General features: G+C 62.9%; 22 protein-coding genes and 1 other RNA gene. 9 read left to right on the forward strand and 14 right to left on the reverse strand.

What is annotated here, in order from left to right:
* Positions 1–16: 16 nt before the first annotated feature.
* Positions 17–820 (forward strand): outer membrane protein assembly factor BamD, encoded by an 804-nt coding sequence (locus BCY88_RS35155; RefSeq protein ID WP_404935759.1) that lies wholly within the window; start codon positions 17–19, stop codon positions 818–820.
* 122 nt (positions 821–942) lie between these two features.
* Here the strand turns inward: BCY88_RS35155 and rlmD are convergent, their stop codons facing one another.
* The 6 genes from rlmD to surE form a co-directional block, all read right to left on the reverse strand.
* Positions 943–2,361 carry a 23S rRNA (uracil(1939)-C(5))-methyltransferase RlmD gene (rlmD, locus tag BCY88_RS35160; protein WP_120348728.1) on the reverse strand — a complete coding sequence of 473 codons (1,419 nt, stop codon included), beginning with the start codon at positions 2,359–2,361 and terminating at the stop codon, positions 943–945.
* Between the two features lie 155 nt (positions 2,362–2,516).
* A complete protein-coding gene (locus BCY88_RS35165) occupies positions 2,517–3,293 on the reverse strand; it encodes a 3'-5' exonuclease (RefSeq protein WP_120348685.1) in 777 nt (258 codons plus the stop codon).
* A 4-nt stretch (positions 3,294–3,297) separates the two neighbouring features.
* A complete protein-coding gene (gene rpoS / locus BCY88_RS35170; RefSeq protein WP_120348686.1) occupies positions 3,298–4,380 on the reverse strand; it encodes an RNA polymerase sigma factor RpoS in 1,083 nt (360 codons plus the stop codon).
* 11 nt (positions 4,381–4,391) lie between these two features.
* Entirely contained in the window at positions 4,392–5,324 is a 933-nt protein-coding gene (locus BCY88_RS35175) for a peptidoglycan DD-metalloendopeptidase family protein (protein ID WP_120348687.1), read from the reverse strand.
* 5 nt (positions 5,325–5,329) lie between these two features.
* Positions 5,330–6,418, reverse strand: a complete 1,089-nt coding sequence (locus tag BCY88_RS35180) for a protein-L-isoaspartate(D-aspartate) O-methyltransferase (protein WP_120348688.1) — start codon at positions 6,416–6,418, stop codon at positions 5,330–5,332.
* Entirely contained in the window at positions 6,415–7,173 is a 759-nt protein-coding gene (gene surE / locus BCY88_RS35185; protein WP_120348689.1) for a 5'/3'-nucleotidase SurE, read from the reverse strand. The genes BCY88_RS35180 and surE overlap by 4 nt, the downstream gene beginning before the upstream one ends.
* Before the next feature lie 227 nt (positions 7,174–7,400).
* Between surE and BCY88_RS35190 the strand changes: the two genes are divergently transcribed.
* The gene (locus BCY88_RS35190; RefSeq protein ID WP_120348690.1) at positions 7,401–8,375 is read left to right on the forward strand and encodes an NADPH:quinone oxidoreductase family protein; all 975 of its coding nucleotides are present in this window, start codon (positions 7,401–7,403) and stop codon (positions 8,373–8,375) included.
* Between the two features lie 120 nt (positions 8,376–8,495).
* Here BCY88_RS35190 and BCY88_RS35195 read toward each other — a convergent pair whose 3' ends face one another.
* The 8 genes from BCY88_RS35195 to ffs all read right to left on the reverse strand — a co-directional run bounded on the left by BCY88_RS35195 (position 8,496) and on the right by ffs (position 16,865).
* Entirely contained in the window at positions 8,496–9,320 is an 825-nt protein-coding gene (locus BCY88_RS35195) for an ABC transporter permease (RefSeq protein ID WP_120348691.1), read from the reverse strand.
* Between the two features lie 112 nt (positions 9,321–9,432).
* Positions 9,433–10,245, reverse strand: coding sequence for an ABC transporter ATP-binding protein (locus BCY88_RS35200; protein ID WP_028196641.1), 813 nt, complete (start codon positions 10,243–10,245; stop codon positions 9,433–9,435).
* Positions 10,246–10,356: 111 nt separating this feature from the next.
* Positions 10,357–11,394 (reverse strand): ABC transporter substrate-binding protein, encoded by a 1,038-nt coding sequence (locus tag BCY88_RS35205; protein ID WP_120348692.1) that lies wholly within the window; start codon positions 11,392–11,394, stop codon positions 10,357–10,359.
* Positions 11,395–11,451: 57 nt separating this feature from the next.
* The gene (locus tag BCY88_RS35210; RefSeq protein ID WP_120348693.1) at positions 11,452–12,684 is read right to left on the reverse strand and encodes a CaiB/BaiF CoA transferase family protein; all 1,233 of its coding nucleotides are present in this window, start codon (positions 12,682–12,684) and stop codon (positions 11,452–11,454) included.
* Between the two features lie 127 nt (positions 12,685–12,811).
* Positions 12,812–13,408, reverse strand: coding sequence for a recombination mediator RecR (gene recR, locus BCY88_RS35215; RefSeq protein ID WP_120348694.1), 597 nt, complete (start codon positions 13,406–13,408; stop codon positions 12,812–12,814).
* Positions 13,409–13,512: 104 nt separating this feature from the next.
* Positions 13,513–13,839, reverse strand: coding sequence for a YbaB/EbfC family nucleoid-associated protein (locus BCY88_RS35220; protein ID WP_007182071.1), 327 nt, complete (start codon positions 13,837–13,839; stop codon positions 13,513–13,515).
* Between the two features lie 63 nt (positions 13,840–13,902).
* Positions 13,903–16,560 carry a DNA polymerase III subunit gamma/tau gene (locus tag BCY88_RS35225; protein WP_120348695.1) on the reverse strand — a complete coding sequence of 886 codons (2,658 nt, stop codon included), beginning with the start codon at positions 16,558–16,560 and terminating at the stop codon, positions 13,903–13,905.
* 206 nt (positions 16,561–16,766) lie between these two features.
* An RNA gene (gene ffs, locus BCY88_RS35230) (signal recognition particle sRNA small type) lies at positions 16,767–16,865 on the reverse strand.
* A gap of 445 nt (positions 16,866–17,310) precedes the next feature.
* Here ffs and trxA point away from each other — a divergent pair.
* From trxA to BCY88_RS35265, 7 genes are all read left to right on the forward strand, one after another.
* Entirely contained in the window at positions 17,311–17,637 is a 327-nt protein-coding gene (gene trxA / locus BCY88_RS35235; protein ID WP_028196646.1) for a thioredoxin TrxA, read from the forward strand.
* A gap of 250 nt (positions 17,638–17,887) precedes the next feature.
* On the forward strand, positions 17,888–19,156 hold the full coding sequence (rho, locus tag BCY88_RS35240) for a transcription termination factor Rho (RefSeq protein ID WP_006048863.1): 1,269 nt from the start codon (positions 17,888–17,890) through the stop codon (positions 19,154–19,156).
* Positions 19,157–19,334: 178 nt separating this feature from the next.
* The gene (locus BCY88_RS35245) at positions 19,335–19,856 is read left to right on the forward strand and encodes a MerR family transcriptional regulator (RefSeq protein WP_120348696.1); all 522 of its coding nucleotides are present in this window, start codon (positions 19,335–19,337) and stop codon (positions 19,854–19,856) included.
* Positions 19,853–21,409, forward strand: coding sequence for an MFS transporter (locus tag BCY88_RS35250; protein ID WP_120348697.1), 1,557 nt, complete (start codon positions 19,853–19,855; stop codon positions 21,407–21,409). Before BCY88_RS35245 ends, BCY88_RS35250 begins: the two co-directional genes overlap by 4 nt.
* A gap of 15 nt (positions 21,410–21,424) precedes the next feature.
* Complete coding sequence (locus BCY88_RS35255; protein WP_120348698.1) at positions 21,425–22,258, forward strand: M90 family metallopeptidase; 834 nt, start codon at positions 21,425–21,427, stop codon at positions 22,256–22,258.
* Between the two features lie 232 nt (positions 22,259–22,490).
* On the forward strand, positions 22,491–22,757 hold the full coding sequence (locus BCY88_RS35260) for a type B 50S ribosomal protein L31 (protein ID WP_028196650.1): 267 nt from the start codon (positions 22,491–22,493) through the stop codon (positions 22,755–22,757).
* 325 nt (positions 22,758–23,082) lie between these two features.
* The gene (locus BCY88_RS35265) at positions 23,083–24,840 is read left to right on the forward strand and encodes an ArnT family glycosyltransferase (RefSeq protein WP_120348699.1); all 1,758 of its coding nucleotides are present in this window, start codon (positions 23,083–23,085) and stop codon (positions 24,838–24,840) included.

Genomic DNA, 24,840 nt, shown 5'->3' on the forward strand with positions numbered 1-24,840 from the left:
GGCGGTCATCAAGAAGATGGCCCGGAAAGTGGCCGGATACATTGCGTGCGCCGCAGCCGTCGCCGTTGTTGCGGCTTGCCACGGCCTGCCGGAAAAGACCGACGAGACAGCTACGTGGAACAACAACAAATTATATACGGAGGCGAACGACGCTCTGACCGGTGGTGACTTCGGCAAGTGCGCCAAGTATTTCGAGATGCTCGAAGGCCGCGATCCGTTCGGCCACTTTGCCCAGCAAGCGCAGATCAACGTCGCGTATTGCAACTGGAAAGATAACGAAAACGCCGCCGCCGACCAGGCCATCGACCGCTTCATCCAGCTGCACCCGGATCACCCGGACATCGCCTACGCGTATTACCTGAAGGGCATGATCCACTTCAACGACGACCTCGGTCTGTTCGGCCGCTTCTCCGGCCAGGACATGAGCGAGCGCGATCCGGTGTCGCTGCGCGAGTCGTATGACGCGTTCAAGGTCGTGGTCGACAAGTACCCGAACAGCAAGTATGCGCCGGACGCCGCGCAGCGCATGCGCTATATCGTGAACGCCCTGGCGTCGCACGAAGTCCACGCGGCGGATTATTACTACCGCCGTGGCGCTTACGTTGCCGCGATCAACCGCGCGCAACTGGCGTTGAAGGAATACAAGAACGCGCCGGCTATCGAAGACGCACTGCACATCATGATGCTGTCGTACCAGAAACTGAATCAGCCGCAACTGGCGGACGACACCAAGCGTATTCTGGCCGGCACTTTCCCTGACAGCCCGTATATCACGGGCCATGCAAGGCCGGGTAAGGAAAAGTCGTGGTGGCAGTTCTAAGCCTCGACCACGCGCTATAAGAGAGTTCTAACAAAAACGCCACGACTTCGGTCGTGGCGTTTTTGTTTGTGGCACCCGCACCGGCAGCTCATGCGCACCAGGCGGGTTGACAGCGAGCGCCCTCAGTCCCGCTCGAACAGCGCAATCGACTCCACATGCGACGTGTGCGGGAACATGTTCACCACCCCCGCGCCCACCAGCCGGTAGCCGGCCTCATGCACCAGCAGGCCCGCATCGCGAGCAAGCGTAGCCGGCGCGCAGGACACGTAGACAATACGCTTGGGCAATGGTCCATTGCCGCTCTGCGCGATCTCCGCGAGCGCCTTGGCGACAGCCAACGCGCCTTCGCGCGGCGGGTCGATGAGGATTTTGTCAAAATGGCCGAGCGCGCGCATATCGTCGGCGGTGACTTCGAACAGGTTGCGGCAAGCAAACGACGTATGGCCCGCCACGCCGTTCAGCTCGGCATTGGCCAGCGCACGCGAAGTCAGCGTCTCGCTGCCTTCGATACCCATCACTTCCTTTGAAATCCGGGCGAGCGGCAGCGTGAAGTTACCGATTCCGCAGAACAGATCGAGCACCCGGTCCGTGCTGGACGGCGCCAGCAGACGCAGCGCGCGGCTCACGAGCACGCGATTGATGGCGTGATTCACCTGGGTGAAATCGGTCGGCTTGAACGGCATCCGGATGTTGTATTCCGGCAGCGTGTAGTCGAGTTCCAGGTCGAGTGGGTAGAACGGCGTGACCGTGTCCGGACCGCCCGGCTGCAACCACCACTGGATCTTGTGTTCGTCCGCGAAGTCACGCAGCACCTGTTCGTCGGCGGCGGTCAGCGGCGCGAGATTGCGCAGCACCAGCGCGGTAACCGACGAGCCGACCGCGAGCTCGATCTGCGGCATACGGTCGTGAATCGACAGCTTGCGGACCATGAAGCGCAGCGGCATCAGCATCGCCGAAATGTGCGGTGGCAGTATCTCGCACGTCTTCATATCCGAGATGTAGCTGCTCTTCTTCTCGTAGAAGCCGATGCGCATACCGCCTTTTTCCGGCAGATAGCGCACGGCCAGACGCGCACGGTAGCGATATCCCCACGCCGGCCCGTGAATTGGCCGATACACCGTCTCCGGGCGCAGCTTCGCCAGATGCTCGAAGTTGTCTTCGAGCACGCGCTGCTTGACGGCAATCTGGGCGCGGATGTCGAGATGCTGCATCGAACAGCCGCCGCAGACATCGAAGTAGGTGCACTTCGGCTTGGTGCGAAGCACACTTTCGCGGAACACCTGGACGACCTCGGCCTGCTCGAACTTCGGCTTGCTGCGATGCGTCGAGTAGCTCACACGCTCGCCTGGCAACGCGCCTTCGACAAAAATCACCTTGCCGGGCGTGCCGTCTTCGCTCTCGAGACGGCCTACGCCGCGCGCTTCCATATCGAGCGAAACGATTTCGATGATCGGCTCATGACCGGTAATGACGTGCGCTTTGGCCGGAGCGGGCGCCTTCTGGCGCTTGGGCGAGCGACGTTGGGGGGCAGTTCGGGACACCTGCGACTTCCTGACAAACTTGGGGAAAGGCGAGATTGTAGACGAAGCGCCGCGGTTGCCAACGATTTGACGCGGCCGCGGCGGCCGGCGCGCGCCTGCCTGCGCCACGGCTGATTCGCCTGTTGCGAACCGCTACGCCACCGGAATATTGCGGTTTACTGATCGAACGCGGCCAGATACTCGGCCCATTGCGGCGCTGTTTCCAGCGCTAGCGCATTCTTGACCAAGTTGATCTCGTCAGCATACTCCTCGGCGGAAAATGCGCCGCGGATCAACTGGAAGCGGCAATACAGCAGGTACGTATTGACCACGTCGGTCTCGCAATAATTGCGGATCTCCTCGATGCGCCCTTCCTGGTATGCGTGCCACACCTGGCTGCCGTCCATCCCCATCTTGCCGGGGAAGCCGCACATCTTCGCGAGCGCGTCGAGCGGCGCGTTGGCGCGCGCCTGATACATCGCCAGCACGTCCATCAGATCAGTGTGACGCGCGTGGTAGCGGCTGATGTAGTTGTTCCACTTGAACTCGCGGTCGTCTTCGCCGAGGTCCCAGAAACGGTAAGCCGGAATGCCGTTGATCAGCGCGCGGTAGTTCAGCACCGGCAGGTCGAAGCCGCCGCCGTTCCACGACACGAGTTGCGGCGTGTACTTTTCGATCACGCGATAAAACGACTGCACGAGCGCCGCCTCGCCGTCTTCCAGCGTGCCGAGCGAGCGCACGCGAAAACCGTTGTTGTCGCGGAATACACAGGAAATCGCCGCGATCCGTTGCAGGTGGTGCGGCAGGAAATCGCTGCCGGTCTTTTCGCGGCGCGCCGCAAAAGCATGTTCGGCGACTTCTGCGTCGCTCAAGGTGGCGGGCAAATCTTCGAGGCGGCGAATGCCGGCGACATCGGGAATCGTCTCGATGTCGAATACAAGAATCGGTGTCATCAGCTTAGAGAACGGCGTCCTTCCGAACACCGTTGGAGGCAAAGAAGCGCTTTAACCGCACCAGCGCTTCCTGTTGGATCTGGCGTACACGCTCGCGCGTGAGGCCCATTTCGTCGGCCAGCTCTTCGAGCGTGGCGGGCTCGATGTGGTTCAGCCCGAAGCGGCGCTCGATCACATGGCGATGCTTGTCTGACAGGCGCGCGAGCCATGCTCGTGTAAGCGTTTCCAGTTCGCGATGCTGCACTTCGGCGTCCGGCGACTGGCTTTGGTCGTCGGACAGCAGATCGAGCAGGCTGCTCGCCGGGTCGAGATCGAGCGGCGCATCGAGCGACGCGGTGTGCTCGTTCAGCGCAAGAATGTCGGTGACTTCGTCGGTGGTCTTGCCGGTCAGATAGGCAATGTCGTCGATGCTGGCGTCGCGGCGCTCGGCCGCTTCGCCGGAATTCATTGAATTCTTTTCCAGATGGCGCTTCGCGCGCAGCACCTGGTTGAGCTCGCGGATCACGTGCACCGGCAGGCGCACCGTGCGCGCCTGATTCATGATCGCACGCTCGATGCTCTGGCGAATCCACCAGGTGGCATAGGTCGAGAAACGGAAGCCACGCGTGGGATCGAATTTTTCGATGGCGTGCATCAGGCCGAGGTTGCCCTCCTCGATCAGATCGAGCAGCGGCACGCCGCGGTTCAGGTAACCCTTCGCGATGCTGACGACGAGCCGCAAATTACGCTCGATCATGACCTGGCGCGCATCGAACTCGCCCGCCTTCGCCAGACGCGAATACTTCTGCTCTTCCTCGACGGTCAGAAGCGGCTTGACGCTGATGCGATTCAGGTAATGCTGAATCGTGTCGGCCGTCAATTCGGCTTGCAGCAGCGCGCGAAAATCGTCGACGTCGGGCGCGGCGTCGCGCACGCCTTCGCGGGCCTCGCCGGCCTCTTCGGCGCCGCCTTGGTGTTCATCGAGATCACGCTCCTCGACGATCTCTTCTTCCGCCTCCGAAACGCCGCCGTCCTCCACCGAAGCGGACGTGACGCGGCTAATCGTCTCAGACTCGGCTTGCGGCAGGCGGCGCTTCGATTTCGGCATGGTCGTATCGCTTATTGCGGCGGCAAATACTTCAGTGGGTCGACAGGTTTACCCTGCCGGCGAACTTCGAAATGCAACATCACGCGGTCGGAATCGCTATTGCCCATCTCAGCGATCTTCTGCCCTTTGGTTACCGCATCCCCCTCTTTTACCATCAAAGCGCGGTTGTGTGCATACGCCGTGAGATAAGTTGCATCATGCTTGATGATAATGAGATTGCCGTAACCACGCAGCCCATTTCCGGCATAAACCACGCGCCCATCCGCCGAAGCCTTGACGGGATCGCCAGCCGCGCCGCCGATATTAATACCCTTGTTGGTCGAATCGTTGAACGTGCCGAGCATCGGCCCCCGCACCGGCCATGCAAACGCAATGTTGCCGGACGCGCCGGCACTCGAGTCGCTCGCGGCACCCGGGTTGGCCGGCGGCGTTGCCGACGCGTTCGCACCCGAACCATAGATCGGCGGCGTCGCGACACCTGCTGCGGCACCGGCCGACGGCGGCGTGCTGCCAAGCGGCGCGGTCTGCACCGCACCACCGCCGATCGGCGCCGTCGATACACCCGGCGTCAGTGCCGCAGTGTTCGCACCCGGCGGCACGACGCGCAGCAACTGATCGACTTCGATCTGATTCGGGTTAGTGAGATTATTCCACGCCGAAATATCGCGATAGTTCTGGCCGTTCTCCAACGCGATCCGGTACAGCGTATCGCCCGGCTTCACGCGATAGTAGCCCGGCGGCGGCGGTCCGAGCGGCACGGCCGGCTGCTGCGCGGCTTGCGTGCCGAGCGCGCCGCTGCCGGAGCGATCGACGACGGGCGCCTGATCGAGGCGGGTCGCACAGGCCGACATCAACAGGGACAAGGCGAGCACGCACACGCTACGCTGGGTTACGGTCATAGGGATATTCAGTCTGGTTCTTTGCATCGCGCGCAACATACTCATCGGTGTCAAATCACTCCGGATTTTAAGGGTACAAAGAAAACGCGATCAAGCCGCGACTCGCGCCACTGCGCGGGTCCGAGGCGCTCGACCAGGGTCAGCACCTGGTTCTGACCTTCCTGCGAGCCGACCGGCGCGACCAGACGGCCGCCGATCGCGAGTTGTTCAAGTAATGCTTGCGGTACGTCGAGCCCTGCCGCGGCAATCACGATCGCATCGAACGGCGCCGCCGACGGCAACCCCAGGCGACCGTCGCCATAGTGCAACCGGATGTTCGGAATGCGCAGCGGACGCAAGTTTGTCTTCGCGCGTTCGGACAGCGGCTTGATGCGTTCAATCGAATAAACATCGCGCGCGACCTGGCTCAGTACCGCTGCCTGATAGCCACACCCTGTGCCGATCTCCAGCACGTTGTTCAACGCGCGCCCGGCAGCGGCCAGTTCAATCATCCGCGCGACCACGGAGGGCTTGGAAATCGTCTGGTGGTGGCCAATCGGCAATGCGGCATCTTCGTAGGCCTGGGCCGCGAGGCCCGGGTCGACAAACATGTGGCGCGGCACAACCGACATCGCGTTCAACACGCGCTGATCGGTCACGCCGTTCGCACGCAGGCGTTCGACCATCCGTTCGCGAACCCGTTCCGAAGTTAGTGCCAAAGCGCCGTTCAACGCGACATTCGGCACGGCGCCACGGTCGTTGAGTTTCGCAACGGGTTTGCTTGCAGGCACCGGCTTGGGCACGGCGCGCACAGCCGAACCTTGCGCGGCCGCTGCATGCGCTTTGGCGTGCGGTTTGGCCTGCGACTTGGCCGAGGCATTGCCTGCCGCGCTCACCGGCGCCTTCATGGGCCCTTTGACTTGCGGCTTCGTTTGCGACACCGTCTGCGTTTGGGCCTGCGCCCTCGCTGGCGGCTTCGCCTGGGATTTCCCCACCGAACCCGACGGCGAATTCTTCACCGGCTGCTGGCGAGCATTGAGCGCCGCGCTCGCGGCGATTGCCGCCGCGCGCACTTCGCCCGGACGGCCTTCGGTCCTGCGCGGTTCGCGCACCAGGTCCTCGAGGCCGAGCGGGAAGCGCTTTGCGCGCTCGCTGGTCATGAAGCGCCGCTACCGGCGCGCGCCCAGTCGCGCGCTGCGGGCAGCATTTGCGTGTGGGTCAGGTCGAGTTGCAACGGCGTGATCGACACCTGACCATTCGCCACAGCGTGGAAATCAGTGCCTTCGCTTGCATCGCGCGCGCTACCCGACGGACCGATCCAATAGATCGGTTCGCCGCGCGGGTTGGTCTGGCGGATCACCGGCTGCGACGGATGCCGCTTGCCGAGACGCGTGATATGCCAGCCACCGAGTTGCTCATACGGCAGGTTCGGAATATTGACGTTCAGGAGCGGATGCCCCGGCAACGGTTGCTGGAGGTAGTGCGCAACGATCTCGGCGGCCACGCGCGCGGCAGCTTCGAGGTGCCCCCACTCCTTATCGACCAGCGAAAAGGCGATGGCCGGCACGCCGAACATGATGCCTTCGGTGGCGGCGGCGACGGTGCCCGAATAGAGCGTGTCCTCGCCCATGTTCTGGCCGTTGTTGATGCCCGAGACGACGAGGTCCGGTGTGTGGTCAAGCATGCCGGTCAGCGCGATGTGCACCGAGTCGGTTGGCGTGCCGTTGACATAATAGAAACCGTTCGCCGAGCGCAACACCGAAAGCGGACGCGACAGCGTCAAGGAATTGGACGCGCCGCTGCAGTTCTGCTCGGGGGCCATCACGGTGACGTCCGCGATCGGCTTGAGCGCTTCGTAAAGCGCGGCAAGGCCGGGCGCCAGATAGCCGTCGTCATTGCTGAGTAGGATTCGCATCCGGCGATTGTAACCGAGGAAAGAAGGCACGCGAACGACACGGCGGGCAGCGCGCGCGTCACATGCAAAGCGCACGCGCCAGACCCCGCGCCGACGGCTATCACCCCCACGGACATAGGGCTTCGATCGATAAAAACGCACGGTCGTGCGAATTGTTTTACACTCAGAATAGCTGTGACGCCCCAGAGGAAATCTTCCCGGGGGACCTTGATCGATATGGAGACACGATGCGCGCGATTCGCTGCAATCAATACGGGCCGCCGGAGAGCCTGGTCGTCGAAAACCTGCCGGATCTCGAGCCGCCGCCCGGCCACGTCGTGATCGACGTCAAAGCGGCCGCCGTCAATTTTCCCGATGTGCTCATCATCGAGAACAAATACCAGTTCAAGCCACCCTTACCTTTTACGCCAGGCTCGGAAGTCGCGGGTGTCGTGCGCGCGGTCGGTGCGGACGTGACACAGTTCAAGCCCGGCTCGCGGGTGGTCGCGTTCACCGGCTCGGGCGGCTTTGCGGAGCAGGCGCTGGCGCCGGTCACAGCGTGTGTGCCGCTCGCGGACGGGGTCGAATTCGAGCTGGCCGCCGCGTTCACGCTCGCCTACGGCACGTCGCATCACGCGGTGGTCGATCGCGGTCAGTTGAAAGCCGGTGAGACGATGCTGGTGCTGGGTGCGGCGGGCGGCGTCGGGCTCGCCGCGGTCGAAATCGGCAAGGCGCTCGGCGCGCGCGTGATCGCGGCGGCGTCGAGCGACGAAAAACTCGCCATCTGCGTGAAGCACGGCGCGAGCGCCACCATCAACTACAGCACCGAAGACCTGCGCGAGCGCATCAAGGCGCTGACCGACGGCAAAGGCCCGGACGTCATCTACGATCCGGTCGGCGGTGTGTATGCGGAACCGGCGTTTCGCAGTATCGGCTGGCGCGGGCGTTATCTGGTGGTCGGGTTTGCGAACGGCGAGATTCCGAAGTTGCCGCTCAACCTGACGCTGCTCAAAGGCGCAAGCCTGGTCGGCGTGTTCTGGGGTGACTTTGCAAAACGCGAGCCGCAGCACAATCACGCCGCGTTCGAGCAGATGACCGGCTGGATACGTGAAGGCAAGCTCAAACCCTATGTGTCGGCGCGTTATTCGCTCGACGACACCGGCCGCGCGTTGCGCGATATGGCAGAGCGCCGGGTGATCGGGAAGGTGGTGATTACGCCTTAAGCGCAATGCGCTGACGCACCTGCGCCCTTGAGCAGCAGGAAGTAAGCAGAACGCGGCTCAGAAAACGGCGTGCGGTTTAAAACCACACGCCGTCTTTGTCTGGCCTTCGGGGACGTAGGGCTACAGCTTCTCGGTATCGCCCGATTTCGGCTGCCACTTCATCAGCCGCCGCTCACCCAGCCCGACGAGGGCATCGAGAATGAGCGCGAACGCCGTCAACACCAGAATCCCGGCGAACACCGTATTGATATCAAAGGTGCCCTCGGCTTGCAGAATCAGATAGCCGACACCGCGCGCCGAACCGAGATATTCCCCGACTACCGAGCCGACGAACGCCAGCCCCACCGAGGTGTGCAGGCTCGAAAACACCCAGCTCATGGCACTCGGCAGATAGACGAAACGCAGCAACTGCTTGCGGTTCGCGCCCAGCATGCGGGCGTTGGCGAGCACAACCGGGCTCACTTCCTTCACACCCTGGTAGACGTTGAAGAACACGATAAAGAACACCAGCGTGACGCCTAACGCCACCTTCGACCAGATGCCGAGGCCAAACCACACACCGAAGATTGGCGCGAGAATCACGCGCGGCATCGAGTTGGCGGCCTTGATGTACGGGTCGAATAAGGCGCTCGCGAGCGGCGACAGCGCAAGCCACAGGCCGACGCCGAGTCCCAACGCGGTGCCGAGCGCGAACGCGAGCACCGTTTCGACCAGCGTAATCCACAGGTGCAGATAGATTTCACCGCCCGTGAACCACTCCCAGATGCGCTGCAGCACCTTCTGCGGCTCGCCGAAGAAGAACGCGGCCTTGTTCGGGTCGTCGAAATAGAACGGTGGCAGCAGCGTCGGGCTGGTCAGCAGGTACCAGAGCACGAAGCACAGCACGAGCAGCAGCCACTGCCAGATCACCAGATTCGCCCGGTTCGGGCGCAACGTCTTCCACATGACTCGGTTTGCCTTAGACGATTGATCGACACAACGAGTGAGCGCGACTCGCGGGCGCAACAAACGGACGCCACCACATCACACGCTCACGGGACCTGTCTGCGCGTCGCGGCTAAACGGCCGTGAGTTGCTGCTGGTAGCCCTTGAGCACCTCGTCGCGCAGCACGCTCCAGATCTGCGCGTGCAACTCGACGAAGCGCGGATGCGCGCGAATCTCGGCGACGTCGCGCGGACGCGGCAGATCGATCGCGAACTCGCCGATCGGATGCGTGCCCGGCCCCGCCGACAGGACCACCACGCGATCGGACATCGAGATTGCCTCGTCCAGATCGTGCGTGATGAACAGCACCGCTTTGCGCTTTGCCGCCCACAGGTCGAGCAACTCGTTTTCCATCAGCTGACGCGTCTGGATATCCAGCGCGGAAAATGGCTCGTCCATCAGGATGATGTCCGGATCGAGGATCAGCGTCTGCGCCATCGCGACGCGCTTGCGCATGCCGCCCGACAGTTGATGCGGATAGCGGTCGCCGAAACCGCCGAGGCCCACGCGCTTCAACCACTCGTCGGCTTTGCTGCGTGCTTCGGCCGGCGGCACGCCGTGAAAGGCGAGGCCGGCCATCACGTTGTCGATAGCCGAGCGCCAAGGCATCAGTGCGTCGGCCTGGAACATGTAGCCGGCGCGCCGATTGATGCCCTTGAGCGGTTCGCCGAACACACTGACCGTGCCGGACGACGGCTCCAGCAAACCCGCGCCGACGTTCAGCAAAGTGGATTTACCGCACCCCGTCGGGCCGACCACCGAGACGAATTCGCCCGGCGCGATGCGCAAGGTTGTGTCCTTGACCGCCGTATAGCGCTGCGCGCGGTTGTCCCGCGCAGCGAACGTGCAGGTGATGTTGTCGAGCGCCAGGGCGGCAACGGTCATCGTTCGACTCGCTTCGAAAGTCGGTTTCGGTTGTGGATTGTCATGCCGTCATGACGGTAGCGGCCGAGCCGGACGCAGCGCTTGCGGCGCCCGGCTGCACACTTGCGGTGCCTATGCCTTAACCGTCGTCAGCGCTTTCTTGACGAAGTCGTTGGTCCACGCTTTCGACAAATCGATCGGCTTGCCCTGCACGACCGGATCGAATGCCTGCAAGGTCTTCAGCGACGTGGCAGGGCCATCGGTGGGCATCAGTCCGTCCGGCGACATTGCTTCCTTCACGTGCTGCCACGCGTCCAGATACACCGCGCGGTCGCCGAGCAGATAGCCTTCCGGCACCGTGTTGATCAGCTCGCTGCCGGTCGCCGTCTGCAGCCATTTGAGCGCGCGGACCATGGCGTTGGTCAGCGCCTGGGTGGTATTCGGATTCTTGGTGATGAAACTCTGCGACGCGTACAGGCAGCCCGCAGGCATATCGCCGCCGAACACGCTGCGGGTATCGGCCAACGTGCGCGTGTCCGACACGACGCGAATCTCGCCGGTGCGCTCGAGCTTGGTCATCACCGGGTCGAGATTGGCGATCGCGTCAATCTGGCCCGACTGCAGCGCGGCGATCGCCCCCGCCCCGGCGCCCACACCGATGAAGGCGACGTCTTTCGCGGTCAGCCCGGCTTTCGCGAGTACGAAACTCGCCATGATCGAGGTCGACGAACCCGGTGCCGTGACGCCGATTTTCTTGCCCTTCAGATCGGCGATCGACTTGTAGTTCGGCATCGCCTTCTTCGACACCGCCAGCACGATCTGCGGCGCCCGCCCCTGCAGCACGAATTCGCGGAACATCTGCTTTTGCGCCTGCAGCAGCAAGGTGTGCTCGAACGCGCCGGAGACCACGTCCGCGCTGCCGCCCACGGCCGCCTTCAGCGCTTGCGAGCCACCGGCGAAATCCGAGATCTCGACTTCGAGGCCTTCGTCCTTGAAATAGTTGCGGCGCTCGGCAATCGTGAGCGGCAGGTAATAGAACAGGTTCTTGCCGCCGACGGCAATCGCCACCTTGGCGGTTTCAGGTTTGCCCTGTGCGAAAGCGAGCGGCGTGGCAGCAAAAGTGGCGCCCGCGAGCGCGGCGGTGCCGGCGAGGAAGGTTCTGCGTTGCATTGTCTGTCGTCTCCAAACTTTTGTTTTATTGTGCTGGCTGGTTCCAACCGCGCTCATTCACACAATCTGTTGCGCATGCAACCTTGCAATTTCGTCAGAATCATAACCCAGCGACTGCAGGACTTCATCGGTATGTTCACCCAGTTCCGGGCCCAGCCAGCGTGTTTCACCTGGCGTTTCCGAGAGCTTCGGCGTCACGGCCGGCAGCGTGATTTCCTGACCGTCCTGCCATTTGAAGCGCTGGATCATCTGGCGTGCCATGAATTGCGGATCGGTGAACATGTCCGCGACGCTATAAATACGGCCGACCGGCACGTCGGCGGCGTTCAACACCGCGAGCGCTTCGTCGATGGTGCGCGTGGCGAGCCAAGCGGCAATCGCGCCGTCGATCTCCTGGGTGCGCGGCACGCGGCCGTCGTTGTGCGCGAGTCCTGGATCGTTCGCCAGGTCTTCCCGTTCGATCGCGATCATCAGGCGCTTGAAGATCGGATCGCTATTGCCGCCAATCACGATGCTGCCGTCGCGGCAAGGATAGGTGTTGGACGGCACGATACCCGGCAGCGACGCACCGGTACGCTCGCGCACCATGCCGTACACGCCGTACTCCGGCACCACGCTTTCCATCATGTTGAAGACCGCTTCGTACAGCGCGACGTCGACGACCTGCCCTTTGCCGCCGTTCACCTGCTTGTGATGCAGCGCCATCAACGCGCCGATCACACCGTGCAACGCGGCAATCGAGTCGCCGATCGAAATGCCGATGCGCGGCGGCGGCAAATCCGGATAGCCGGTGATGTGGCGCAAGCCGCCCATCGATTCGGCGATCGCGCCGAATCCCGGCCGGTCGCGATACGGTCCGGTCTGGCCATAGCCGGACAGACGCACCATCACGAGCCCGGGATTCTCCGCTGATAAGACGTCATAACCGAGGCCCAGTTTCTCCAGCAGACCGGGCCGGAAATTCTCGACGACGATGTCGGCCTCTTTCGCCAGACGCCGCACGATCTCCTTGCCCTCTTCGGCTTTCAGATTGATCGTCACGGATTTCTTGTTGCGCGCCTGAACGGCCCACCAAAGCGACGTGCCGCCGACTTCCGGATAGAGCTTGCGCCATTTGCGCAGCGGATCGCCGCCTTTGGGATCTTCAATCTTGATGACGTCGGCACCGAACTCGCCGAGAAAACGCGCGGCGAACGGACCGGCGATCAGCGTGCCAAGCTCGAGCACCTTGACGCCGGCCAGCGGGCCTTTGGGCGTGGCGGTAGTGCTGGGATCGGGGTTGACGCTCATATGTCTCCTCTGTGTTCTGTTCTTGTCACACGCACGGCACGCGGGTCTTGCGAATCTTGCGAATCGACCCCGCGCGGGCTTACCCAGCCATTGCAGCGCCACGCCGTGGCGCGTTCAGTGACTCGCGCTACATCGAGCGCCGGTCGAGCATGGCGCGGGCGATGGTGCCGGCGTCGACATATTCGAGTTCGCCGCCCACCGGTACGCCGCGCGCGAGGCGCGTGACGGCAAGACCGCGCGCCTTGAGCGTCTGCCCGAGGTAGTGCGCGGTGGCCTCGCCTTCGTTGGTGAAATTGGTTGCGAGCACGACTTCCTTGACGATGCCATCCGACGCGCGCCTGACCAGCCGGTCGAAATGGATCTCCTTCGGGCCAATGCCGTCGAGCGGACTGAGCCGCCCCATCAGCACGAAATAAAGGCCACGATAGGTCATGGTCTGTTCGAGCATGATCTGGTCGGCGGGCGTCTCTACGACGCACAACAACGTCGGATCACGCTCTTCATCGAGGCAGACCTCGCAGATCTGCGCTTCGGTAAAGGTGTTGCACTTCTCACAGTGCTGCAGATGTTCAGTCGCGAACAGCAACGAGCGCCCGAGTTTTTCGGCGCCGTCCCGGTCGTGCTGCATCAGGTGGTACGCCATGCGTTGCGCGGACTTGGGCCCGACCCCGGGCAGCGCGCGCAGCGCTTCGACGAGCGCCGACAAGGCGGAAGGTTGTTTCATGCGAATCGGCGGTGTCGAAGTGGGTGTTGCCTGGTTGTTGCCTGGTGTTCAACTCACGCCGCGGCCAAAGCGGCGGCATGAGCCCATTCTTGCAGCGACGCCGCTCAGAACGGCAGCTTGAAGCCCGGCGGCAGCGGCAGACCCGAAGTCATCCCACCCATCTTTTCCTGAGCGGTTGCTTCGGCTTTGCGCACGGCGTCGTTGAACGCAGCGGCGACGAGGTCTTCCAGCATGTCCTTGTCGTCGGCGAGCAGGCTCGGATCGATCGATACGCGGCGCACGTCGTTCTTGCAGGTCATCGTCACCTTGACGAGGCCGGCGCCCGACTGCCCTTCGACTTCGATCAATGCAAGCTGCTCCTGCATCTTCTTCATGTTTTCCTGCATCTGCTGGGCTTGCTTCATCAGCCCGGCGAGTTGGCCTTTCATCATGGACATGCTCCTTCTTGATAGCTTGAAATCCGGAAATCGGGTGCGCCACGGGGGCGCGGCGAATCAGTGGACGGACGACGCGCCGTTCGGGCCGGCGTCCGGTGTGATCGGGCGAATCGAACCGGGGACGATGCTCGCGCCGAACTCGCGGATCAGCGACTGCACGAACGGATCGGCGCCGATTTCGCGCTCGGCTTCCTGCTGGCGCTGGGCCCGCATGGCGGCATCATGCGCGGCTGCCGTGCGGCGCGCCGGGCCAACCTCGACCAGTACCTCGACGTTCTGGCCGAGCTTGTCGGCAAGCGCCGTTTTCAGTTTGGCGACCTGCGAGGCTTCCGCGTACTGCGGTACCGGCACGTTCAATTTGAGCGTGTTGCCTTCGAGCGCCATCAACTCGCTATTGAACGCGAGTTGATACGAAATGCCCTTGAGCGGCAGATCGACGGCGAGCGCGGGCCAGTCGCCCTGAAAACCTAGCGGATCGAGCGGCACGGCCGGCGGCAACGGCCGCTTGTCGACCACCGGCGCGGGTGTCGGCGCGGGCGCGGCGCTCACGCGGACGTCGTCGGGTCCGCTGTCGAATACCGGCACGTAGTTGTCGTCCGGCAGGCCGTAATAGCCCTCGTCCGCTGCGGTGAGCGGCATATATTCATCGGGCGGCATGTCGTCCCACGGCGCGCTCGACGCGCCGCGCGGTTCCTGGGCCGCCGGCGACGGCGCACGCGCGGCCGGCGCGGCGTCATGTTGCGGCGCGCGGCGCGAGGCGCCCGGCGTCGGCACATTGACGACAACGCGTGGCGCGGCAGGCTTCGGCGTGGCCGGGGCTGCAGCAGGGTTGGACGCGGCTGCCGCAGTAGCGCGACCACGGTCCGACGACACTTTCAGGCCGGCGCTGCGCAATACATTGAGCGCGTCGCTCGCGCCGCCTGCGCGACGGGGTGCGATGTCGGCCACGGCGGGCGATTCTTGCGATGCCGCCGCAGGCGCGGCTTCTTCCGACCGAGCAAATGCGGCTGCGGCCGGAGCGGCAGGCGAAGGCGCTGCTGCCGCATCCTGAGGAGCGGTCGCAGCGGATGGTTCGCGAGGAGCCGGCTCAGTGGGCGCATCGTCCCACGGTGCCAAGGCAGGCGTCGCCGCTACTGTGCGTGTTTCAACCGTTTCTGTCGTCTGGGTTGCCGGCGCCGGGGGCGTCGCTTCGCGCATCGGCGCGGTTTGAGGTGCGCTCGTCTGCGCAGGTGCAGGCGGCAGCGGATCGCTCGGCTTCGATTCGACAGATGTCTCTTTCTGCCACGGCGCTAAAACCGGCGCGGCAGTAACGGCCGCCACCGCGGACGCAGATGTCACGTTCGCCTGGTCGGCAGCGGGTGCCATGCTGGCTGATTCCGCGATCGCGGATTTCGGCGCGTCAGCATTGCCAGCCGCCCTCGTGGACGCCAGATGTTGCGGCGAATCTGGCGCGGCGGCCTGCGCGTCTGCCACTGGATTGGCGGAGCGCACCGGCATTGCGGCTTCAATGGCGCGCGACGGCGCGCCCGCCTGTTGCGCGGCAACCGCCGGCGCGCCGGCGCGCCTTGCGCCACCCGCGCCCGCTGCCCCTGCCGGACGCGCGGAAGCCGCACCGCCACCGCCGCCGGTAGGCGCCGGTTCGAACGCCAGCATGCGCAGCAGTGTCATCGTAAAGCCCGCGTATTCGTCCGGTGCGAGACCCAGTTCGCTTCGGCCGATGGTCGCAATCTGATAGAACAGTTGCACGTGCTCGGCGCTCAACGCCTCGGCGAAACGGCGCAGATCGCCTGCTTCCGGCCATTCGTCCAACACCGACGACGGCGCGAACTGCGCCCATGCGACCCGGTGCAACAAGCTCGCCAGATCCTGCAACGCCGTCGAAAACGACAGGCTGCGCAACGCCATCTCGTCCGCGACAGCCAGCACGGCGGCGCCGTCGCCGTCGGCAAGCGCGTCGAGCAGGCGAATCAGATAGCTTTGATCGAGCGCGCCGAGCATGCCGCGCACTGCTTCTTCAGTCACCTGATTGGCCGAATAGGCGATAGCCTGGTCGGTCAGCGAGAGCGCGTCGCGCATCGAGCCGTCGGCCGCGCGCGCGAGCAGACGCAGCGCCTGAGCCTCGTGCGGCACCTTCTCTTCGCCGAGAATGTGTTCGAGATGCGACACGATATGCCCGGCCGGCATCTGCTTCAGATTGAACTGCAGGCAGCGCGAGAGCACCGTGACCGGAATCTTCTGCGGATCGGTGGTGGCAAGAATGAACTTGACGTGCGAGGGCGGCTCCTCCAGCGTCTTCAACATCGCGTTGAACGCGTGGTTGGTCAGCATGTGAACTTCGTCGATCATGTAGACCTTGAAGCGTGCATCGACCGGCGCGTACACCGCGCGCTCCAGCAGCGCCGCCATTTCGTCCACACCGCGGTTACTCGCCGCGTCCATCTCGACATAATCGACAAAACGGCCTTCGTCGATTTCCCGGCACGCACGGCACACGCCGCACGGCGTGGAGGTCACGCCGGTTTCACAATTCAGCGCCTTGGCGAAGATGCGCGAGAGCGTGGTTTTGCCGACGCCGCGGGTGCCGGTAAACAGATAGGCATGGTGCAGACGGCCGCCGTCGAGCGCGTGCGTGAGCGCGCGCACCACGTGCTCCTGTCCGACGAGCGAAGCGAAATCCTTCGGCCGCCATTTGCGTGCGAGAACTTGATAGGTCATCCGGAAATTGTATCAGTAACGATGGCGCGCAAAACCGATTCGAGACGGCGCGCGAACGCGTGTTGCCGCTTCATTGAAACAGGCTAACGGACTGATAGAAAAAAATAGATGAAGCGCGCGAGAAATGTCAATGCAGCGTACGCGTGACAGCGCGGGGGTGAAACACGAGCGATGGAGATACCGCAGAGGAAAAGCAGAAAGAGGAAGGTGACGAGCCTGACCCTCGGCACTGGTGGAAAACGGCTGTGGCTGCTTCGTTCCCGACCTGACCAGGTTGACCATCCCTCCATGCGAGGAGGCCCGTCACGAAACATTCTATCATCGCTTGGCTCGCCGCGCGACTGTAAATACGAACAAACCGACAACGGCGCGCCGAATCAGGCGCATCGCACCATATAGCGCAGTACCCCGGCAATACGCGTTCAAGGTACTTGAGTTTGCGCTGCCGGCCACCAGATAAGTTACGTCGCGGTTGTTAAAAGGAAGTGGCACGTCACCGGCAGCCATCGGCCCCGCTGCCTTTGATGAGTACTATCACCACCGGCAACGCATAGCGAATTAAGCTAAACTGCCGTACGGATGACCCGCAAACGCGAGCTTTTCACATATGCCCTGAATGGTCTTCAGACTTTCTCGGGCATGTGCCGGCAAGGCTCCGGTTGCGGCAAAGCGAACGGAAGTTTCCCTAGATTTTGACGTATCGTGGCGAGCAATTCAGGCGGGCCTCGAACCGATAGAGGTATTCATACAATGAGCGAATCAATCAAGCATATTAGCGACGCATCGTTCGAACAGGACGTCGTGAAATCCGACAAACCCGTGCTGCTCGATTTCTGGGCTGAATGGTGCGGTCCGTGCAAGATGATCGCGCCGATCCTCGACGAAGTCGCCAAGGATTACGCCGATCGCCTGCAAATCGCCAAGATCAACGTCGACGAACACCAATCGACGCCGGCCAAGTTCGGCGTGCGCGGCATCCCCACGCTGCTGCTCTTCAAGAACGGCGCGGTCGCCGCGCAGAAAGTCGGCGCACTGTCGAAGTCGCAACTCACCGCGTTCCTCGACGGCAACCTGTAAACGGCGCATCGGCGCCCGGCACATCGGCGCGCTCCGGGTTCCTTGAGACCATCGGGCGCGCAGTCTTAGGCGTGTTGTCCAACGACAACACGCCTGATAAGAAAGATGCCATGCCGTCGCACTGGCGGAAATTGGCGTGTGCTATGCTAGAATCCGCAAAACGTCGAAAAGACGTGTAAGTCCTTGAGCGGTTCCGCTCACTCTCCTCCCAGATTTCATTTCGTCGCACCTTCTCCTGCGGGTTCTCCGTATGCATTTATCCGAGCTTAAGACTCTGCACGTGTCCGAATTGATCGAGATGGCCAATGGCCTCGAGATCGAAAGTGCAAACCGCCTGCGCAAGCAGGAATTGATGTTTGCCATTCTAAAAAAACGAGCCAAAACGGGCGACACGATCTTCGGCGACGGCACGCTCGAAGTGCTGCCGGACGGTTTCGGCTTCCTGCGTTCGCCGGAAACCTCGTATCTCGCCAGCACGGACGATATTTACATCAGCCCGTCGCAAATCCGCCGCTTCAACCTGCACACGGGCGACACGATCGAAGGCGAAGTGCGTACGCCGAAAGACGGCGAACGCTATTTCGCGCTTGTGAAGGTGGACAAGGTCAACGGCCAGCCGCCGGAAGCCTCGAAGCACAAGATCATGTTCGAAAACCTGACGCCGCTGCACCCGAACAAGGTGCTGCTGCTCGAACGTGAAATGCGTGGCGAGGAAAACGTCACGGGCCGCATCATCGACATGATCGCGCCGATCGGCAAGGGCCAGCGCGGCTTGCTGGTGGCGTCGCCGAAGTCCGGTAAGACCGTGATGCTGCAGCACATCGCGCACGCCATCAAGCAGAACCATCCGGATGTCGTGCTGTTCGTGCTGCTGATCGACGAACGCCCGGAAGAAGTGACCGAAATGCAGCGTTCGGTGGCGGGCGAAGTGATCGCCTCCACGTTCGACGAACCGGCTGCGCGCCACGTGCAAGTCGCCGAAATGGTGATCGAAAAAGCCAAGCGCCTCGTCGAAATGAAGAACGACGTGGTGATTCTGCTCGACTCGATCACGCGTCTCGCGCGTGCGTACAACACCGTCGTGCCGGCCTCGGGCAAGGTGCTGACGGGCGGTGTCGACGCGAACGCGCTGCAACGCCCGAAGCGCTTCTTCGGCGCGGCGCGCAATATCGAGGAAGGCGGATCGCTCACCATCATCGGCACGGCGCTGATCGAAACCGGCAGCCGCATGGACGACGTGATCTACGAAGAGTTCAAGGGCACCGGCAACATGGAAGTGCACCTGGAACGGCGCCTGGCTGAAAAGCGCGTCTACCCGTCGATCAACCTGAACAAATCCGGCACGCGCCGCGAAGAACTGCTGATCAAGCCCGAAGTGCTGCAAAAGATCTGGGTGCTGCGCAAGTTCATTCACGACATGGACGAAGTCGAGTCGATGGAATTCCTGCTCGACAAGATTCGCCAGACGAAGAGCAACTCCGAGTTCTTCGACATGATGCGTCGTGGCGGCGGCAGCTAAAGCCTTACGCCGCAACAGCTGAACCCGCTGAACCGCATCGAAAAGCCGCTCGCCACAAACGAGCGGCTTTTTTTCGTCCACAAGTTTCACTGACAAAGCGCGCCCCGACGTGACAACCTATACGTGAACGTACACGTTGCAGTACAATGCATGCCATCCGCCACACTCGCCTCGCCTTATGTCGAAGGACACGCCCACCCTGCTCACCGTGCGCGATGCCGCCGAACGCCTCGGCGTCACGTCGCGCACGCTGAAGTATTACGAGGAACGCGGCCTCGTCGTGCCGACCCGCAGCGAAGGCCGCTATCGCCTTTATGACGAGGAAGACCTGAAGCGCTTCGGCCGCATACTGCGCTTGCGCTCGCTCGGGTTTTCGCTGCACAGCATCACCGAAATGCTCAAGCGCCAGCTCGAACCGGTCGAAGGCGGCCATCGTTATTCCATTGAATCGCTGCAGCAGATTCGTGACGCCATCGCAGACCAGGCTGAGGCGCTCGATGCCCGCATCGAAGCCATGCGCCGCGAACTCAAGGAAGCGCAGAAACTGCGCGCCGAACTGAGTCCCGACCTCGACTATCTCGAACGGCGCATTGCCGGCGAGAATCCGGACGCACTGCTCGAGCAGCGCCGCAACACACTCGCCAAAGCGGGGAACACACCCATCGAGAAGCGCCCGAAAAAGTCGCGCGAGCCCACATGAGCTCGACCTCGCCCCGCGTACCGCTCTTTAGCGCCGCCAAACTGCGCGGCGACTTTTTCCCATGGGTGCTGGCTGTCGTCACCGGCCTCGACTACTTCGACAACGCGATCTTTTCGTTTTTCACCAGCTATATCGCCGGCGGCATCAACGCGTCGCCGGATGAACTGGTGTGGGCGTCGAGCGCCTATGCAGTGGCGGCCGTGCTCGGCATCCTCCAGCAGCAATGGTGGGTCGAGCGCTTCGGTTACCGGCGCTACGTGGCCGGCTGCATGCTGCTCTATTCGGTCGGGGCGGTCGCCGCAACATTGTGCGAATCGTCAATCGAACTGGCGTTCGCACGCGGCTTTCAAGGCTACTTCATCGGCCCGATGATGGGCACCTGCCGCATCCTGATCCAGATGAGCTTTACGCCGCAGCAGCGACCCGCTGCAACCCGTGCCTTTCTGGTGCTGATCCTGTTGAGCAGCGCGCTCGCTCCGCTGATCGGCGGCCAGCTGCTCGCGCATTTCGACTGGCGCGCGCTGTTCGCCTGCACCGCGCCTGCCGGTGTGCTGTTTGCCATCCTCGCCCTGCTCGCGCTGCCCGATACCGGCAACCGTTTGCCGGAGGAGCGCGGCGTGGCGCACTTCTGGCCTTACCTGATCTTCGCGTTCGCGCAAGGCGCGCTGCAAATCGTCATGCAACAAGTGCGATTCCAGCTGTTCAGCGCCTCACCGGGGCTGATTCTGCTGACGGTCGCGGGCATCGCCGCGCTCGGCTGGTTCGCGTATCACCAGTGGCACCATCCGGCACCGCTGGTGCGTCTGCACGCCTTACGCGAAAAGGTGTTTCAGGTCGGGATCGTGCTGTACATGTTCTATTACTATGTCTCGACTGCATTCAGCTATCTGACATCGCGCTTTCTCGAAAGCGGCCTCGGCTATCCCGTCGAGAATGCCGGGCGGCTGGTCGGCGTGACGTCGTTGATTTCGGCGAGCGCACTGTTCGTCTACCTGCGTTACGCCAAACTCCTGTCGCACAAGAAGTGGATCATCGTGCCGGGTTTCGCGGTGGCGGCGTTCGCAGCCGCATGGATGACGCGCATGGCGCCGGACGTAGGCCAGGCCGCGCTGATCGTGCCGATGCTGCTGCGCGGGCTGCTGCTGTTGTTCATCGTGCTGCCGGTCGCCAATCTGACATTTAGAATCTTCGCTATCGAAGAATTCACGCACGGCTACCGGCTGAAAAACATCGTACGGCAACTGACGATCTCGTTCGCGACGGCCTCGGTGATCATCGTCGAGCAGCATCGGCAGGCGCTGCATCAGGCGCGCCTCGCGGAGTTCGTGAATCCGTACAATCCGGTGTTCCAGAATTCGCTCGCGGCACTCACCCACGGCTTCAGCGCCGCCGGCCGCTCACCGTCGGAGGCGCATTCGCTTGCGATCGTGGAAATCAGCCGGACGGTCGCGCAGCAGGCCAGCTTCCTGAGCTCGCTGGACGGCTTCTACTTTCTGATTGGCATTGCGATATGCGGCGGTATTTTCGCCGCGTGGCAAAAACAGATCGACTAGGGGTTTCATCAGGCCATGCTCTCGAAACTCACCCAATGGCTCGGCACACGCCGCCGCGACCGCGCGTTGCGCGACTATGCGATCGAGGACGCCCTCTGGCAGGCCACGCTCGACGGCCTGCCGTTCCTCGCTCACCTCGACGCGCCGGATCGCGTGCGCCTGCGCGAGCTGACCAGTCTGTTCATCGCGCAGAAGGAATTTTCAACCGCCCACGAGCTCGAGCTGACCGACGCCATGACCGTGGCGATCGCCGCGCAAGCCTGTTTGCCGGTGCTGAACCTGAGCCTTGATCTGTATCGCGGCTGGGTCGGCGTGATCGTCTATCCTGGCGAGTTCGTGATCCGCAAGACAGTCGAGGACGAAGACGGCGTGGTGCACGAGGTCGAGCAGGACGCGAGCGGCGAAGCGTGGGAAGGCGGCCCGGTGGTGCTGTCGTGGGAAGACGCGCAGATGACCGGTGGCACGGACGCCTATAACGTCGTGATTCACGAATTCGCGCACAAGATCGACATGCTGAACGGCGAGGCGGACGGCCACCCACCGCTCATGCGCCGTTGGCATGCGCCGCTCGATTCACAGGCATGGGCCGACATTTTCGACCACGCCTACGACCACTTCTGCGCCAGGGTGGACGCGGTGCCGGATAGGCGTTGGGCCCGTTTCGAGCGCGATTCGCTGATCGATCCGTACGCGGCAGACCATCCATCGGAATTTTTTGCCGTTTGCAGCGAAGCCCTGTTTGTCCAGCCGCAAGCGTTCGAGGCCGAGTATCCCGAGCTTTATCGCTTGCTGGCGCGGTATTACCGCCAGGACCCCGCGCGAGTGGGATTGGCGTTCGCTCCGGCCTGAGGCCCGCCGTATAAGGGCCGCCGCGTAGCAGGCGCCCGCACCATGGACGGGAGAAGCAGCGGAGAAAGTGCGGGCAGACAATGCTAAAAAGGTCGTAGAAAGGTCGTCAAGCGACTGATTTTCTGGCATAATCGCGGTTTTTCGACCATAGGCAAGTGGCTCGCGCCTAGATGCTGTCCGTATATATAACGGCTGCACGCGGGTTGGCTACCGCCAGATTAAAGGAAAGACCATGAAAGAAGGCATTCACCCGGATTACCGCGAAGTCCTGTTCGTCGACATGTCGATCGACTTCAAGTTTGTGACGCGCTCGACCATCCAGACGCGTGAAACCGCCGAATTCAACGGCAAGACCTACCCGCTCGCCAAGATCGAAGTGTCGTCGGAATCGCATCCGTTCTACACCGGCCAACAAAAGATCATGGACACGGCAGGCCGCGTCGAGAAGTTCAACAAGAAGTTCGGCACGCGCGCTACCGGCAAGGCAGCAGCGAAGTAATACGCGCTTCGTCGCCGGCCTTGGCCCGCAACGAAGCAGCAGCAAAAAAGGGCAGCGCAAGCTGCCCTTTTTTGTCGCCCTATTCCGGGCGCCCGGATACGAAGCAGCGCCATGCGGCGAACCGTCGCCCGGCGAAGCGTCGCCCGGCGAACCGTCGCCCGTCGCGGCGCCGTGTTACAGGTATCCCATTCACGTTGCGAGCCGTTACTGGCCGTGACGCGCATCGCACGGCACGACTACAATGCCGGATGCTCCAAACTGGCCATTCCCGCCGGACATTCCATCCGGTCCCGGCTGCACCGCTTATCCGATATCCACACACCGCATGAGACCTGTCGTTCGCCTCACTGCTTCCGCGACCAGTGCGTTACCGCGCTGGCTGCTGCTGACCATCTGTATCGTTTACGCGTTTTTTGGCCTGTTCGGCCGGGATCCGTGGAAGAACGAGGATGCAGCCGGCTTCGGCGTCATGTGGACGATGGCCAACGGCAACGCGCACGACTGGCTGCTGCCGAATCTGGTCGGCAAGTACATGACGGAAGACGGCCCGCTCGGTTACTGGCTCGGCGCCAGCGCGATTCGCGCGCTCGCGCCCTGGGTCGACGCGAGCAACGCCTCACGCGTGTTTACCGGCCTGCTGTTTTGCGCGGCCTGCGCGTTTGTCTGGTATGCCGCTTACCTGCTCGGCCGGCGCGCCGAAGTACAGCCGTTCAAATACGCATTCGGCGGCGAACCGGAGCCGCGCGACTACGGCCGCACCCTCGCCGACGGCGCACTGCTGATCCTGCTCGCCTGCTTCGGCCTTGCCGAACGTGGCCACGAAACCACGCCTCAGCTAGCGCAGTTCTTCGGCATCGCCATGCTCGTCTATGGGCTTGTGCGGATGATCGACAAGCCGATCCAGGGCGCGCTGATCTGGGGTCTCGCGCTCGGCCTCGTGACGCTCTCCAGCAGTCCGGTGCTGGTCGGCGCGTTGTTGCTCGGCACCCTGGCGATGGCGCTGATCGTGCGCGAAGCACGCTCGCGCTGGCTGCTGCTGGCCGGCTTACCGGTGGCGCTTGTGCTCTCGATTGCGTGGCCAATCGCCGCAATCGCCGCGTTTCCCGACGACGCCGTCTGGTACCTGAGCCAGTGGGTGCACGTCAGCCTGTCGTCATTCGCCGGGCCACCCGGCTCGGTGGCGGCCTACGCGCTCAAGAATCTGCCGCTCTTCACCTGGCCGGCCTGGCCGCTGGCGCTCTGGGCATGGTTCAGCTGGTCGGGTCTGCGGCGCGCGCCACACGTCGCGATTCCGCTGTCGGTGATCGGGCCGTTGCTCGTTCTGGTCGTCCTGCAGAGTCATCAGTCGAACCGGCTTTACATGCTGTTGCTGCCGCCGCTCGCGGTACTGGCCACCTTCGCGCTGCCCACGCTCAAACGCGGTGCGATCAACGCGATCGACTGGTTCGCGCTGCTGAGCTTCACGATCCTTGGCAGCTTCGTCTGGCTGGTGTACATCGCCGGGCTGACCGGCTTCCCCTATCCGCTCGCGCGCAACCTCGCGCGTCTCGCCCCAGGGTTTGCGCCGCAGTTCAAGATCCTGTCGTTCGTATGCGCGGTGGCGGTGACGATCTGCTGGTTCGTCCTGGTGCAATGGCGCCTGGCCCGTCATCCTAAAGTCCTGTGGCGCAGTGTGGTGCTCTCGAGCGCCGGCACGACGCTAATGTGGGTGCTGCTGATGACGCTGTGGCTGCCGGTCGTCAACTACAGCCGGACCTATAAGGACGTCGCCGAACAGATCGCCAGCCATCTGCCCGACGACTACACCTGCATCTCGCCGGTACGCCTCGGTAACGCGCAAATCGCGACTTTCGCCTATTTCGGCGACATGCATTTCTCGTTCAACCAGGATTGCGACGTGATCCTGCGTCAGGACACCCAGGATTTCGGCGACCCGAGCGCGATGTCGGACTTCATCTGGAAGCTGGTGTGGGAAGGCCGCCGCGTGGCCGATCGCGACGAACGCTTCCGCCTTTATGTGCGGATCGACCGTCCGAAGCCGCCGGCCATCAAACGCCGCAGCTGGCACAAGAAGCCGGACTGA

The sequence above is a fragment of the Paraburkholderia fungorum genome, assembly GCF_003610895.1.
GTDB lineage: Bacteria > Pseudomonadota > Gammaproteobacteria > Burkholderiales > Burkholderiaceae > Paraburkholderia > Paraburkholderia fungorum_B.